Below are 13,591 nucleotides of genomic sequence, written 5' to 3'. Positions count from 1 at the left end.
GCAGCACGATGACCGACACCTGGAGGAAGAAGACCTCGCCGGCGACGGTGCGGGGGCCGAACGGGAGCCGGAAGAGGCGTTCGCGGGCCGGCGGCCCGCTGTCGGGAGGCCTGTCCCGGGAGGGCGTCCGCTCGGCACCCGGGCCGTGCGCGGAATGCGCGGAGGCGGACCGCACCTGGCGGTGCTGTCCACGCCGAGTCGATCGGCGCCTGAAAAGTCCGCGCATGCACCTTTTCTAGCAGTTCTCCGCATGGTGAGCCTCCGTCGACTCGGACTCTCTCCGCCCGGAAAGCGGGGGCCGAGGCACCCGGAGGAATCCGGGTGGGGGTCTTGTCAAAAATCCAGGATTCTGTTTACTGTGCCGTCGTGAACGACTACGACGAGCGGTTCCTGACCCGCAACGGCCTGGCGGCCCGCCAGCTCGCGCTCCTCCTGCTGGAGTACGAGCCGGAGCGCCGGCTGCCCCGGGTCCGGGACTTCGCCGAGGAGCTGGGCTGCGGCAACGGCACCGTCCAGGGTGCGCTGCGGCTGCTGGAGGAGGCCGGGGCGATCGAGACCGCCGCGCGCGGCCATCTGGGCACCTTCCTCGTCCGGTCGGACCGCTCGATCCTGTGGCGGCTGTCGGGGCTGGGCACCCTGCTCGCCGCGATGCCGCTGCCCTACTCCCGCCGCTACGAGGGCCTGGCGACCGGTCTGCGTGCCGCCTTCGACGACGCCGGGACGCCCTTCGGCATCACCTTCATGCGTGGGGCGGGCAGCAGGGCGACGGCACTGCTGGAGGGCAAGGCCGACCTGGTCGTCCTCTCCCGCTACGCCGCGGACCGCCTGATCGAGGAGTATCCCGAGGACCTCTCGCTGGTGGTCGACCTGGGCCCGACCACCTATGTCGGGGCTCACGGAGTACTGCTGCGCGAAGGGGGCTCGCTGGATGCGCCCGGCCTTCGCGTCGCGGTCGACCACGCCTCGGAGGACCAGCGGCTGCTCGCCGAACGCGCGTTCGCGGGCCGGGTGGACGTCGAGTGGATCGAGTGCTCCTACATGCAGCTCCTCGATCTGCTGGTGCAGGACAAGGCGGACGCCACCGTCTGGAACCTGGACGAGGTGCAGGGCCGGCTCGGCGAGGGCATCGAGGTGCTGCCGCTCGGCGACGAGATAGCGCGGGACCTCTCGCTGCGCAACTCCAGCGCGGCGGTCATCGGCAGAGCCGAGAGCGTGGCCGCACTGCACGCCATACGGGAGGCCATCGACACCGAACGGGTGACGAAGCTGCAGTCCGCGGTCGTACGAGGAGACCGGATGCCCTCGTACTGACTGACGCCCCGGCAGTGCCCGTCGACCCGCCCCCGTTTCGCGACGGGGTGCGACCGCTCCGGAGAATCCAGAATCCCGATTTCTGTCGCCCGTCGAGGAGAACGCCGTGGACGACCAACTCGCACTCCGAATCCAGCTCTTCCGGGACGGCGGCCAGGTCCGCCCCGAAGTGGCCGACTTCGTGACGACGGAACTGTCCGCGCTCGCCGGCGAGGGCGCTCCGGTCACCGAGGAGACCGCGGGCATGCTGACGAGCCATCTGATGATGGCCCTCACCCGGTTGCTCGACGGCGAGCCCATCGAGGAGTTCCAGACCGACGACCAGGTCGCGGCGGAACTGGCCGACCACCCGGCGGCCGTCTCCCGCGCCCGCCGCGTCGCCACCCGTGCCGAGGCCGAACTGGGAGCCTCACTGCCCGGTTCCGAAATCAACTTCCTGGCCATGCACCTGGCCGTGCTCGCCCAGCGGGTGTCCCCCTGACCCTCGCTACGGAGACACCGGAGACACCGGAGACACCGGAGACACGGAACCCCACCACCCCGACCGCCCCCCGGCACCACCGGGACGCCGTTACCGGACCACCCCTCCCCGAACCCCCTCCCCAAGCACCCCCGACACACCTCCGGGACCCGCCGCCGGGCCCCGCGGCACAGACGAGAGGCACCACTCATGACGAAGATCCTCACCGGCGGAGTCGGCAAGACCGAAGTGGCGAACGCGGTACGCGCCCTCGACCTGGACGGCGTCGACGTCGTGGTCTCCAGCGACATGGACGCCGCCATGAAGCTGCGCTCCGGTCAGGCCGACTACTACCTCGGCACCTGCCACACCGGGGCCGGGGCCTCGCTCGGCGTCCTCGTGGGGCTGCTCGGCCGGCCCGCCTGCCACACCTTCGGCCGCACGGTCCCCGATGAGGACCAGGTGGCGGCACTGATCGCCGACGGCAAGAAGGTCTTCGGCTTCTCCATGGACCAGATCGAGACCATCGCCCCCCTGCTCGCCCGCGCCCTCGCGCGTGCCTGACTGGGTCCAGGCGCAGAACCCCCGGGCGTGTAAGGAGCGAACCCCGTGAGAACGATGAGCACCACCGGCCTCCAACTGGCCGCAGACGCAGGACTGGACTTCTCGCTGCCGCAGCAGTTGACCGTGATCCTGCTGTGCGCGCTGACCGCGTTCATCTCGCACATGGCGCTGGCCGTCTTCAACGACGGAGTGCGCCCGTTCATGCTGGACTTCATCCACGGCCGGACCACCCGCTCGGCCACCACCGCGGTCTCCTTCGGGCTCTCCGCAGGATTCATCTTCGGGCTCGGCGCGCCGATGGCGCTCTCCTCCGGTGTCCTGAACCCCTGGCTGCTCTTCCTGCCCACCGACATCCTGGGTCTGCTGGCTCCGAAGAAGTGGCTGGCGCCGCTGCTGGGCGCCGGATGGGGCGCGGTGGTCGTCTTCGGGCTCAACGGGGCCAACGAGGTCGCGCACGACCTTCCCGTCGACTTCCTGACGGCCATGCAGCAGATGTCGACGCCGATCCTCTTCCTCTTCACCCTGTTCCCGGTGCTGGCCATCACCAAGCAGTTCGGACGCGCGTGGGGCGCGGCGGCCGGCGCGGTGGAACTGGCCCTCGTCGTCATGACGATGAAGCTGTGGCCCGACATCTTCGCCGGCGCGCTCGCCATGGCGGTCGGCGTCCTCCTGCTGATCGGCCTCGCCGTCCGCAAGGACCTGGTGCAGCGCAAGGCGGACCGCCAGGCCGCCACCGCCCCGGGCGCCGCCTCCGAGGGCTCAACGCCCGACGACGATCCGATGGCCTCCCTCTTCAGCGCCAGCGCCACCCGGCTGCGCCGCTATCTGCCGCTGTTCATGGTCCTGGGCGCGGGCGTCTGCGTCCTCGCCCAGATGCACATATTCGGCGGCGGCGAAGCCACCAGCTTCCTCATAGCCAAGGGCCACTTCTCCGAGGCCGCGCAGGTCGACTTCTACCGCGTCTTCGGCTTCGTCCCGCTGATCGCGACGACGGCGCTCGCCTCGGGCGCCTACGGCATCGCCGGATTCACGCTCGTCTACCCGATCGGCTACCTGATGCCGAACCCGGTGCTGGCGGCGGTGGTCGGAGCGGCCGTCTTCGCCCTCGAGGTCCTGGCGCTCTCGTCCATCGGCAAGGTCCTCGGCAAGCTCCCCAGCGTCCGGGACTCCTCCGAGCACCTGCGCAACGCCATCACCGACAGCCTCCACCTGGCCATCCTCTTCGGCTCCCTGATGGCGGCCAACGCGATGGGCGGCGGACTCGGCATCCTCATCGTGGGCGGGCTCTACCTGCTCAACGAGGCGATGGGCCGCCCCGTCGTCCGGATGGCGGCCGCGCCCACCGCAGTGATCATCGGGGGCGTCCTGCTCAACATCCTCTACTGGCTCGACCTTTTCACCCCTCTCAAGGGCTGATCCGTCCCGACCGGGGCGTGCCCCCGGGGCCCGCGATCCCGCAGGATCGCACGAGCGGCCCCAGGCAGCACGCCACCAGGAAGGCCCACCGATGAGCGCGCGCTCCACCCCCCACCCGCACCGCGGCACCGAGCCGCGGGTGCACACGGTCGCCGGGCCGCTGGCGGCGGCATCCGTCAGCGGCCCCGTCCTCGCCCACGAACACCTGGTCCTCGACCTGGACCGCCGCAACGACGGAGCCGCCGTCCTCGACGCGCAGCGGCACGGACCGGCCGTCGGCCGGGAACTGGCCGCGCTGCGCGAGGAATACGGCCTCTCCCTCGTCATCGAGCTGACCTGCCGGGGCATGGGCCGCGATCCGGCCGCCCTCGCCCGGATAGCCCGGGACAGCGGCGTCGCCGTCGTCGCCGCGACCGGGTGGTACTACGAGCCCTTCCATCCGCCCGGCGACCTGGCCGGAGCCTCCGTGGAACAGCTCGCCGCCACCCTGACGGCGGAGGTCCGCGAGGGCATGGCAGGACCCGACGGCGCACCCACCGGCATCCGCCCCGGAGTGCTCGGCGAGGTGGGCAGCCACGGCGAGGCCCCCAGCGAACCCGAGACCCGGGTACTGCGTGCCGCAGCGCACACGGCCGTCGCCACCGGCCTGTCGGTGGCCACCCACGCCCAGCTCGGCCACGGCGGACTCGCCCAGCTCGACCTGCTGACCGGTGCGGGTCTCGCCCCGCACCGGATCTGCGTCGGGCACCAGGACCTGCTCACCGCACCCGCCGTGCACCGGCGACTCGCCGAGGCCGGCGCCTACGTCGCGTTCGACACCGTCGGCAAGGACAGCTACCAGAGCGACAAGGAGCGGCTGCGGCTGCTCCTCGCGTTCCTGGAGGCCGGGCACGCCGACCGGGCACTGCTGAGCTGCGACATCTCCCGCCACGCCTACCTGCGCAGCGAGGGCGGTACGGGCTACGGGCACCTGTTCCGCTCGTTCCTGCCCGCCCTGCGCGCCGCCGGCGTGGACGACGAACTGATCGATGTGCTGACGCGGCGCAACCCGCTGCGCTTTCTGACCGGTGCGAGCCCGGAGGAGATCTGAGATGGCCGCCACCCCCTCGAACCCGTCCGACACGCCGGACGCGCACGGCTCGAGGCCGGCGCCCCCGCCGCTGCCCCGCACGTTCCCGCTGGACACCGTTCCGGTGGAAGACGCGGCCGGGCAGCAGTTCCGGCTGCTGGAGGCCACCGCGGCACACTTCGCCGGGCCGGAGCTGTTCGCCGCCGACGCCGGAGTGGTGCCCGAGCTGGGCCGCCCGCTGACCACCGCGCGCGTCGAGGCGGTGCTGGCCGCGTACTTCGGCGCCGAGGACGCCGCACTCGTGCAGGGCGCGGGCACCGGCGCGATCCGCGCCGCCCTGACCGCCGCCGTCGGGCCGGGCGAACCCCTGCTCATCCACCGGGCCCCCGTCTACCGCACCACCGCCGTGACGCTGCGCGGGCTCGGAGTCGAGACCGTCGAAGCCGACTTCAACGACCTCGACGCGCTGCGCAGCGTGCTGGCCTCCGGCCGCTTCCGCTGGGCGTACGTGCAGCACACCCGGCAGCGGCTGGCCGACTCCTACGATCCCGGCGAGGTCCTCGCCGCCTGCCGGCAGGCCGGTGTCCGCACCCTCACCGACGACAACTACGCCGTCTTCCGGGTGCCCGCCTCCGGAGTCGAACTCGGCGCGGACGCCTCCTGCTTCTCGCTGTTCAAGCTGCACGGCCCGGAGGGCGTCGGTGCCGTCGTCGGCGCCACCGACCTGGTCGCCCGCGTGCACGCCGACAACTACTCCGGCGGCGGCCAGGTCCAGGGCCACCAGGCGCTCGACGCGCTGCGCGCCCTCACCCACGTGCCGGTGATGTGGGCCCTGCAGTCCCGGGTCGGCGCCGAGATCGCCGAGCGCCTCGCGGCCGGCGAAGTGCCCGGCGTCGCCGACGTGCGCATCGCCAACGCGCAGGACAGATGCCTGCTCGTGCAGCTCGACGCGCCCGTGGCGCGGCGGCTGCCCGAGGTGGCCGCCCGGTTCGGCGCGGCGCCCTACCCGGTGGGCTCCAACTCCCGGTACGAGATCGCGCCGCTCTTCTACCGGATGTCCAGCTCGGCCCTGGACGACGCACCCGAGCTGGCCGACTGGGTGGTCCGCGTCAATCCGATGCGCGCCGGCGCCGACCTCGTCCTGGACATCCTGCGCCGCTCCCTGGCGGTGATCGGCACCGCACCACCCGCCCCCGGAGCACCCGGACGCCCCGCGTCCCCGGCGCCCGGATCCGCCCCCGCGCCTCCAGCGCCCGAAGCGCCCCGGCACCATGCCGCGCCCGCAGCCCCGCACGACGTACCGCAGCACCGCGCAAAGGACTGACGTGTTCCTCGACAGCCTCCTCGCCCGCAACCCGGAGCTCGCCGACACCGCGGCCGACCTCCACCGGCGCGGCGAGATCCCACCCGACACCTACGTCATGGACCTGGACGCCATCGCGCGGAACGCAGCCCTGCTCGCGGACACGGCCCAGCGCCTGGACCTGTCGCTGTGGTTCGTGGTCAAGCAGTTCGGCCGCAACCCGGAACTGATCCGGGCCGTCGCGCGCGCCATCCCCCGGTTCGCCGCCATCGACGCCGACGAGGCGCGCACCCTGCACACGGCCGGAGTCCGCGCCGGGAACCTCGGCCACCTGGTGCAGGTCCCGCACCGCGCCCTGCCCGAGCTGCTGGCGCTGCGGCCGGAGACCGTCACCGTCTTCGATCTCGACAACGCGCGTGCCGTCTCCGCGGCGGCGCAGCGCCTGGGCCTGGTGCAGGACGTCCTCGTCCGGCTCGAGGGCGCCCCCGGCTCGGTCTACCCGGGGCAGGAGGGCGGTGTCCCGCTGACCGGGCTCGACACGTTCGCCGAGCAGGCCGAGCGCCTGCCGGGTATCCGCATCGCGGGAGTCACCGCGTTCCCCTGCGTGCTGTGCGACGCCAAGACCGGCCTGCCCGAGCCCACTCCCACCTTCGACGTCGCCCTCGAAGCCCGCGAGGCGCTGGCCGCGCGCGGACACCGGGACCTGAAGCTCAGCGCCCCCAGCGCCACCTCCGTGGCCAGTCTGCCGCTGCTCGCGCGGCTGGGCGCCACCCACGGCGAGCCCGGCCACGCCCTGACCGGCACCACACCGCTGCACGCCGTCGACACCGGCCAGCCCGAACGGCCCGCCTACGTCTACGTGTCGGAAGTCGCGCACACGCTGGCGGACGGGCGGCCGGCGCTGTTCGGCGGCGGGTTCTACCCGCGCGCGCACCTCAACTCCGCGCTGCTGCCCCGCACCGGGCAGCGGCTGGCGGTGCAGGACGCGCCCGCGGAGAACATCGACTACTACCGGCTGCTGGCCGCCCCCGACGTCGACCGGCCGGTGCGGGCCGGCGACACCGCGCTGCTCGCGTTCCGCACCCAGGTCTTCGTGACCCGCTCCAAAGTCGCGGTGGTGGCCGGGCTCGAGTCCGGAAGACCCCGGCTGACCGGGCTGTACGACGCACAGGGGAGGGCGCTGTGACCGGCGGGCGGGCCGACCGGGGGCGCACCGTCATCCTCGTCGTCGACGGGTTCGGGATCGGGGCGATGCCGGACGCCGGTGCGCTGCGTCCCGGCGACCTGACCGCCGACACCTGTGGTCATGTACTCGACCACGCCCGAAAGGCGCTCGGCAGGCCGCTGCGGCTGCCCGTCCTCGGCGCGCTGGGCCTGGGCCTGGTCCACCCGCACCCCGACCTCGCCCGCGGCACCCGGCTGCCCGTCGCGGCAGGCCGGGCGGCATTGGGCTACCCCGGCGCCGACACCTTCGCCGGGCACCAGACCATGATGGGCGCGGACTTCAGCCGGGTGACCGTCGCCCGGCTCGGCGAGCATCTGACGGAGGTCACCGCGGCCCTGCGCACGGCGGGGCACCGGGTCGAACTCCTCGGCGGCCGGCCGCTGCTGCTGGTGGACGGCAGTGTGCTGGTGCACGACAACCTGGAGGCCGATCCCGGCATCAACTGGAACGCGTCGGCCGAGCTGGATGCCGTCGGCTTCGACGGCATCCTCGCCGTCGCCCGCACCGTGCGCGCGGTGGCGCCGGTCGCCCGGGTCATCGCGGTCGGCGGCCACGCGGACGGCCCGCTGCCCGAGTTCGTCCGCGACGGCGACGGCGGCACGGTGGGGCTGGACACCCCGGCGAGCGGCTTCTACCGGCACGACGGCCTCCAGGTGCGGCACCTGGGCGCGGAGCTGGACCACACCCGGCAACTGCCCGAGTTGGCGGCCCGCTCCGGCATCCCCGTGACCCTCGTCGGCAAGGCCGCGGACATCCTCGCCTGCGAGGCAGCGGTCCGCCGCCCCGCCGTGCCCACGGCAGACGTCCTCGCGCACACGGCGGAGGCGGTCCGCGCGCCGGGTGAGGCGCTGGTCGTCGCCAACGTGCAGGAGAGCGATCTGGCCGGGCACCAGCAGGACACCGAACGGTACGCACGCATCCTGGAGCAGGTCGACGCGGGGCTGGCCGCGCTGGTCGCGCTGTTGGACCGGCCCGGGGACCGGCTCGTGGTCACCGGCGACCACGGCAACGACCCGACCATCGGGCACGCCTACCACACCCGCGAGTATGTGCCGGTGCTCATCCACCGCCCCGGAGCGTCCGGAGTGGAGCTGCTGCCGGACGCGGACAGCCTCGCGGACGTGGGCGCCACCACCGCCGCCGCGCTGGGGCTCGACCCCGAGGGCCTCGCCAACGGCAGACGGATACCGCAGCGCGCCGCGGTATGAGCGATCATGGGTCCGGCACCGGGCGTCCGGACCGGGGCCGCCGGGTACCCGTCTCCCGCCGGACCGGTGCATCCCGCCGGGCCCGGCCGCAACCGCCGCCCACGGAAAGGACCGCGAACTCGTGCGCACTGTGAAGCTCCCCTCCGGTACCGCCGTCCCGGCCCTGGGCCAGGGCACCTGGCACATGGGCGACGACCCCTCCCGCCGGGCCCGGGAGCTGGAGGCGCTGCGCACCGGTATCGACCTGGGCATGACGCTCATCGACACCGCCGAGATGTACGGCAGTGGCGCCGCCGAGGAGTTGGTCGGCGAGGCCGTGCAAGGCCGCCGGGACCAGGTGTTCCTCGTCAGCAAGGTGCTGCCCTCCCACGCCGACCGGCGCGGCACCGTCGAGGCGTGCCGGGCCAGCCTGCGCCGGCTGGGCACCGACCGCATCGACCTGTATCTGCTGCACTGGCGCGGCGGTGTCCCGCTGGCCGAGACGGTCGAGGCGCTGGAGGACTTGGTACGCCAGGGCGACATCCGCTTCTGGGGAGTGAGCAACCTCGACACCGACGACCTCGCCGACCTGCCCGGTGGAGCCGTGCCGGAGACCGACCAGGTGCTCTACAACCTCTCCCGGCGCGGGCCCGAGTTCGATCTGCTGCCCCGCTGCCGCGAGTTGGCGGTGCCCGTGATGGCCTACTCCCCGGTCGAGCAGGGGCGGCTGCTGGAGCACCCCGCACTGCGCACGGTCGCCGACGTGCACGGAGTATCCCCCGCGCAGGTGGCGCTGGCCTGGGTGCTGCGCCACGAGGACGTCATCGCCATCCCCAAGGCGTCGGTGCGCGCGCATGTCGAGGAGAACCGCGCGGCGGCCGATCTGCGGCTCACCGACGAGGACCGTGCCGTGCTGGACGAGGCGTTCCCGCCGCCGCGCCGGAAGGGTCCGCTGGAGATCCTCTGAGCGGCCGCCCCTGTCGCCGCCCGCCCGGCCCGCCGGAAATCCGGTGGCCGGCGGGCCGCCGGTGCGGCGATCCTGGTGGCCGTGTCAGAACATCAGCACGAACAACCCACGCATCGGATCCGTGCGTCGCACACGGCAACCACGGTCACCGTCTACCAGGCGTACGCCCCCCCGGATCGGCGTGCCGGCCGCTCGTGACGGGCGGTTCCCCGCAGCCTGGAAGCGGGACCGGATGACCTGGATCAAGCCGTCCTTCCTGTGGATGATGTACCGCTGCGGCTGGGCCACCAAGCAGGACCAGGAGACCGTGCTGGCCGTGGAGATCACCCGCGAGGGCTTCGAGTGGGCGCTGCGCCACGCCTGCCTGTCGCACCACGACCCGGACCGGCATCCCGACCGCGCGGCGTGGAAGCGGAAGTTGCGGGAGTCCCCGGCCCGGGTGCAGTGGGATCCCGAACGCGACCTGCACCTGCGCCCGCTGCCCCACCGCTCCCTCCAGCTCGGCCTCGCGGGTGAGGCCGCACGCCGCTACGCCGACGAGTGGACCGTCTCCCTCACCGACGTCACTCCGCTCGCCCACCGGGTGCACGCCGCCGTGCGCGCCGGTGACCTGACGGGTGCGCGCAGCCTGCTGCCCGTCGAGGAGCCCTATCCGGCGGGCCCCGAACTTCTCGCGCACCTGGCCGCCTGAGACTGCCGCCGCGCGTCGGCGCAGTTCGGCAGGGGCCGGGGTCAGTCGATGAAGTAGTTCCAGAAGACGCCGACCTCGGTCTCCGAAGCGGCGATCACGCCCATGTCCATGAGGTAGCCGTCCCGCTCGGCGGTCGGATGGGCGAGACAGGAGACCGCGAGCGGCCGACGGCACCTGTCGGGGGCCTCCGCGCCCCTCTCCTCCTCGTCGAAAGCGTCGTCGACGAACTCGTCGGGCATCAGGTCCTCGTTGGTGGCGAACTCGGCGGCGGGGCCGAACCTGGCCAGGAGGGTGCGGGCCGCCGCACGCAGAGCCGCCTCGGAACGGGGGTGGAACGGGGGCCCGCCGTACTCGGCGCAGTGGCGCGTCAGCAGCATGGTGGCTTCCCGCCGGGTGATCAGCTCCAGGTGGCGGTCGAGGTGGTGCGCGTCCACCAGGGCCAGCGGATAGTACGGAGCCTGTGAGGTGCGCGAGGGGCTCCCCGCGTGCTGGTCGAGGGTGCGCCAGCCCCGCGGATCCCGGGTGCCGAGCCGCAGCACCGCCGAGACGTCCTGCAACCAGTCGGCGTGTTGCCGCGGGCCCACCGCGGCCAGCCACGGTCCCAGCGTGTCCAGCGCCCCCTCCCATGCGGCCGCGGACAGGGACGGCACGGACAGGGACGGCACGGACGGGGGCTCGGCGGGCGGAGGCAGGGCCATGGCGGGACCCTATCCCTGGCGCTGCCCCGTCCGGCCGCCCGCCGGGAACGAACGCGGGCCGCGGCCCTGCGGGGCGAGGACCTCCACCATCTCGGCGAGGTCTTCGCAGGCGGCGGCGATCCTTCGGTGGGTGTTGCGCTTCTCGGCGGTGACGGCGGCCAGCAGCAGCGTGGTCAGCGCGGCGGAACCGTTCAGAGCCTGGAGCGTGATCATGCCTGTGATCAGGTCCTCCCGCGCGAAGACTCCCACCCGCGCGGTGGCGGCCCCGGTCGCGGCGACGGCGAGAATGGTCGTGCTCACCGCGCAGCCCGCGAGCTGGAACCGCAGCGCGGCCCACACCAGCAGCGGGAAGATCAGGAACAGCAGGTCCATGGGGGCACGGGTCACCACGATGGCCAGTACCGTCGTCGCCGCCCCCAGCCCCAGCGCCTCCACCGCCTGCAGGACGCTGCGCGGCCGGCCCAGCTTGGGCAGGGACAGCAGCAGCGGGGTGACGACCAGGACTCCGACCGCGTCGCCCGCCCACCACGCGGACCAGACCGGCCAGAACTCGTGCAGCGTGAGGTTGCCGCCGGCCACCACCATCAGGGTGCCCACGGTCGCGCTCACCAGCATGCCCAGGAACGCCGCGAGGAAGACCAGGCTCACCCCGTCCCGCAGCCGGTCCACCTGTTCGCGGAATCCCGCGCGGCGCAGCAGCAGGCAGGCGAGGACCGGGGCGAGCGTACTGCCCGCGACCGAGCCCAGCGAGGTCCAGCTCAGCGGCCCCATATTGGTGAGCACCAGCAGCGCGCCGAGGGCAACACCCGGCCACACCCGGAGTCCGAACCAGAGCAGTCCGGCGACGGCGATACCGGTCGGCGGCCAGAACGGGGTGACGACCGCACCCTCGACCGCCACCTGCCACAGCAGGCCGAGCCGTCCGCCCCCGTAGTAGAGCAGAGCGAGCACGACGAGCCGCAGTACAGAGGCCGCCAGCAGCCTCGACCGGGTGTCGCCGAGCAGCGCCGCGCCGGCCGGCGCGGGAGCGGGTTCCGGCGGGCGGTCGGCTGGCGTCTCGCTGGGGGGCACATCGTTCATCAGACAACGCCCGGCGCCGCACGGTCCGTCTGACACGCCTCAGGCCCGTCATAGCTGAGCACCAGTACGGCCGCGTCGTCGGTGTGCCCGGTCTGCTCCGCCACCTCCATCACCCGGTCGGCGAGCACTTCGGGGTCCTCGCGCACGCCGTCCCGCAGCACTCGCGCCACCTGGTCGAGGCCCTGCTCCAACGGGAAGCGCGGCCCCTCCACGACACCGTCGGTCAGCAGCGCCAATGCACCCGGCTGGGTGAAGCGGTACTCGGTGACGGTGTAGGTCTGGCCCTCCAGCACGGCCAGCGGCAGGCCGATCTCCTCCGGGGTGTGGTCGATGATGCCGGACACCCCGTCGGCCCGCGCCCATACCGCGCCCGTGTGTCCGGCGCGCGCGGTGTGCACGCTCCAGGTGCGCGGGTCGAAGCGCAGGAAGACGCAGGTGGCGAAGAGCGGGTTGTCGATCGCGGCGAGCAGTTCGTTGGCGGTGTGCAGGATCTCGCCGGGATCCGTCGACCCCATGGCGGCCACGGCCCGCAGCGCGATGCGCACCTGGCCCATGTAGGCGGCGGCCTCCACGTCGTGCCCCTGGACGTCGCCCACCGAGAAGCTGAGGGTGCCGTCGGACAGCAGGAAGCCGTCGTACCAGTCGCCTCCGATGTCCAGGCCGTTGCGGGCCGGGGCGTAGCGGGCCGCGACCCGCAGGCCCGGCGCGGTGGGCAGCGTGGAGGGCAGCATGCCGCGTTGCAGGGCCTCGGCCAGCTCGACCCGCGCGCGCTGGACCTCGACCTCCTCGCGGACCCGGGCGGTGAGCTGTCCGAGCTGCGAGAGCAGATCGTCCGCGCTCGCGGGCCGCGCGTGACGGTGCCGACCCCGACCCTCCATGATCCGAGCGTAGCCCCGGCCGGGCGGCCGCGCCCGGTGAGCGCATGCGCACGGAGGGCGGCCCCGGCACCGGAGGCGGCGGTGGGGCCGCGTCGGCACCGCGGTTCCGGGCGGGCACCGGGCTCGAGGGAGGGCAGGGTCAGTCCCTCCCGGCTGCCTGCGTGTCCTCGTCCATGTCCTCGTCCTCCCGGCCCGCGCACAGCGCGGCCACCGACAGCGCGCCCCAGCCCACCGAGACGGCCACGGCCTTGGCGCGAGTGGCGCGGGGGAGGGTCGTGCCGAGCAGTACCGCGTCGCCCAGGTCGGCCGCGATCCGCAGCCAGGCGGCCGTCCGCAGCGCCGGGCCCTCCGGGGCCAGCACCAGGGCGAGGCCGCTGACCGCGTCCCGCCAGGCCAGCGGCCGCAGCGAGGTCCGGGTGTCGGGGGCGGTCCGGCCGTCGTGGTCCACCAGCCCGGACGGCTTCGCCAGCAGCGCCGGCCAGGCCGTGACAGCAGCTCCGTACACGGCCGTCGCCGCTCCGACAGCCCTCAGCAGTCCCACGCGCATCGCACTCTCCGCTCTGTCACTCGCCCTGCCCCCGCTCCCGCGGTCCGCGGGCCGGTGCGAGGCGTACCGCCGGTGGTCGGCGGCGCCGTGCGCGCCGACGCGCACCGGTGCGGGGCGGAGGGCGCGCGGTGGCCGCCGGGTGCACCGTACCCGCGTCGGGGCGCCGTGCGGGTGCCGAACCGGCGGCCGGAGGCC

At 73.6% G+C, this 13,591-nt stretch carries 13 protein-coding genes and 1 pseudogene; 10 read left to right on the top strand and 4 right to left on the bottom strand.

What is annotated here, in order from left to right:
* Window positions 1–366: 366 nt before the first annotated feature.
* The 10 genes and pseudogenes from yhfZ to P2424_RS21440 all read left to right on the top strand — a co-directional run bounded on the left by yhfZ (window position 367) and on the right by P2424_RS21440 (window position 10,193).
* Entirely contained in the window at window positions 367–1,311 is a 945-nt protein-coding gene (gene yhfZ, locus P2424_RS21485) for a GntR family transcriptional regulator YhfZ (protein ID WP_276477384.1), read from the top strand.
* A 106-nt stretch (window positions 1,312–1,417) separates the two neighbouring features.
* On the top strand, window positions 1,418–1,792 hold the full coding sequence (locus P2424_RS21480) for a PRD domain-containing protein (protein ID WP_276477383.1): 375 nt from the start codon (window positions 1,418–1,420) through the stop codon (window positions 1,790–1,792).
* A gap of 189 nt (window positions 1,793–1,981) precedes the next feature.
* Window positions 1,982–2,335: a DUF2620 domain-containing protein gene (locus P2424_RS21475; RefSeq protein ID WP_276477382.1), complete on the top strand. Its 354-nt coding sequence runs from the start codon at window positions 1,982–1,984 to the stop codon at window positions 2,333–2,335.
* 54 nt (window positions 2,336–2,389) lie between these two features.
* A complete protein-coding gene (locus tag P2424_RS21470) occupies window positions 2,390–3,751 on the top strand; it encodes a YhfT family protein (protein ID WP_276479065.1) in 1,362 nt (453 codons plus the stop codon).
* Window positions 3,752–3,842: 91 nt separating this feature from the next.
* Window positions 3,843–4,841, top strand: coding sequence for a phosphotriesterase (locus tag P2424_RS21465; RefSeq protein ID WP_276477381.1), 999 nt, complete (start codon window positions 3,843–3,845; stop codon window positions 4,839–4,841).
* A 1-nt stretch (window position 4,842) separates the two neighbouring features.
* Window positions 4,843–6,144 (top strand): aminotransferase class V-fold PLP-dependent enzyme, encoded by a 1,302-nt coding sequence (locus tag P2424_RS21460; RefSeq protein WP_276477380.1) that lies wholly within the window; start codon window positions 4,843–4,845, stop codon window positions 6,142–6,144.
* Between the two features lies 1 nt (window position 6,145).
* Entirely contained in the window at window positions 6,146–7,309 is a 1,164-nt protein-coding gene (locus tag P2424_RS21455) for an alanine racemase (protein WP_276477379.1), read from the top strand.
* On the top strand, window positions 7,306–8,556 hold the full coding sequence (locus P2424_RS21450) for a phosphopentomutase (protein ID WP_276477378.1): 1,251 nt from the start codon (window positions 7,306–7,308) through the stop codon (window positions 8,554–8,556). The genes P2424_RS21455 and P2424_RS21450 overlap by 4 nt, the downstream gene beginning before the upstream one ends.
* Window positions 8,557–8,677: 121 nt before the next feature.
* Window positions 8,678–9,502 carry an aldo/keto reductase gene (locus tag P2424_RS21445; RefSeq protein ID WP_276477377.1) on the top strand — a complete coding sequence of 275 codons (825 nt, stop codon included), beginning with the start codon at window positions 8,678–8,680 and terminating at the stop codon, window positions 9,500–9,502.
* A gap of 81 nt (window positions 9,503–9,583) precedes the next feature.
* Window positions 9,584–10,193, top strand: a pseudogene (locus tag P2424_RS21440) (DUF4291 domain-containing protein).
* A gap of 41 nt (window positions 10,194–10,234) precedes the next feature.
* On the opposite strand, the gene P2424_RS21435 reads toward P2424_RS21440, so the two are convergent.
* The 4 genes from P2424_RS21435 to P2424_RS21420 all read right to left on the bottom strand — a co-directional run bounded on the left by P2424_RS21435 (window position 10,235) and on the right by P2424_RS21420 (window position 13,396).
* A complete protein-coding gene (locus tag P2424_RS21435; RefSeq protein WP_276477376.1) occupies window positions 10,235–10,891 on the bottom strand; it encodes a hypothetical protein in 657 nt (218 codons plus the stop codon).
* 9 nt (window positions 10,892–10,900) lie between these two features.
* Window positions 10,901–11,971 (bottom strand): MASE1 domain-containing protein, encoded by a 1,071-nt coding sequence (locus P2424_RS21430; RefSeq protein WP_276477375.1) that lies wholly within the window; start codon window positions 11,969–11,971, stop codon window positions 10,901–10,903.
* Window positions 11,971–12,849 (bottom strand): PP2C family protein-serine/threonine phosphatase, encoded by an 879-nt coding sequence (locus P2424_RS21425; RefSeq protein ID WP_276477374.1) that lies wholly within the window; start codon window positions 12,847–12,849, stop codon window positions 11,971–11,973. The genes P2424_RS21430 and P2424_RS21425 overlap by 1 nt, the downstream gene beginning before the upstream one ends.
* A 139-nt stretch (window positions 12,850–12,988) precedes the next feature.
* Window positions 12,989–13,396: a hypothetical protein gene (locus P2424_RS21420; protein WP_276477373.1), complete on the bottom strand. Its 408-nt coding sequence runs from the start codon at window positions 13,394–13,396 to the stop codon at window positions 12,989–12,991.
* Between the last annotated feature and the right edge of the window lie 195 nt (window positions 13,397–13,591).

It is taken from the genome of Streptomyces sp. WMMB303 (assembly GCF_029351045.1).
GTDB lineage: Bacteria > Actinomycetota > Actinomycetes > Streptomycetales > Streptomycetaceae > Streptomyces.
Note: the sequence above shows the minus strand (reverse complement) of the source record. Positions and strands in the feature narration are given on the sequence as shown.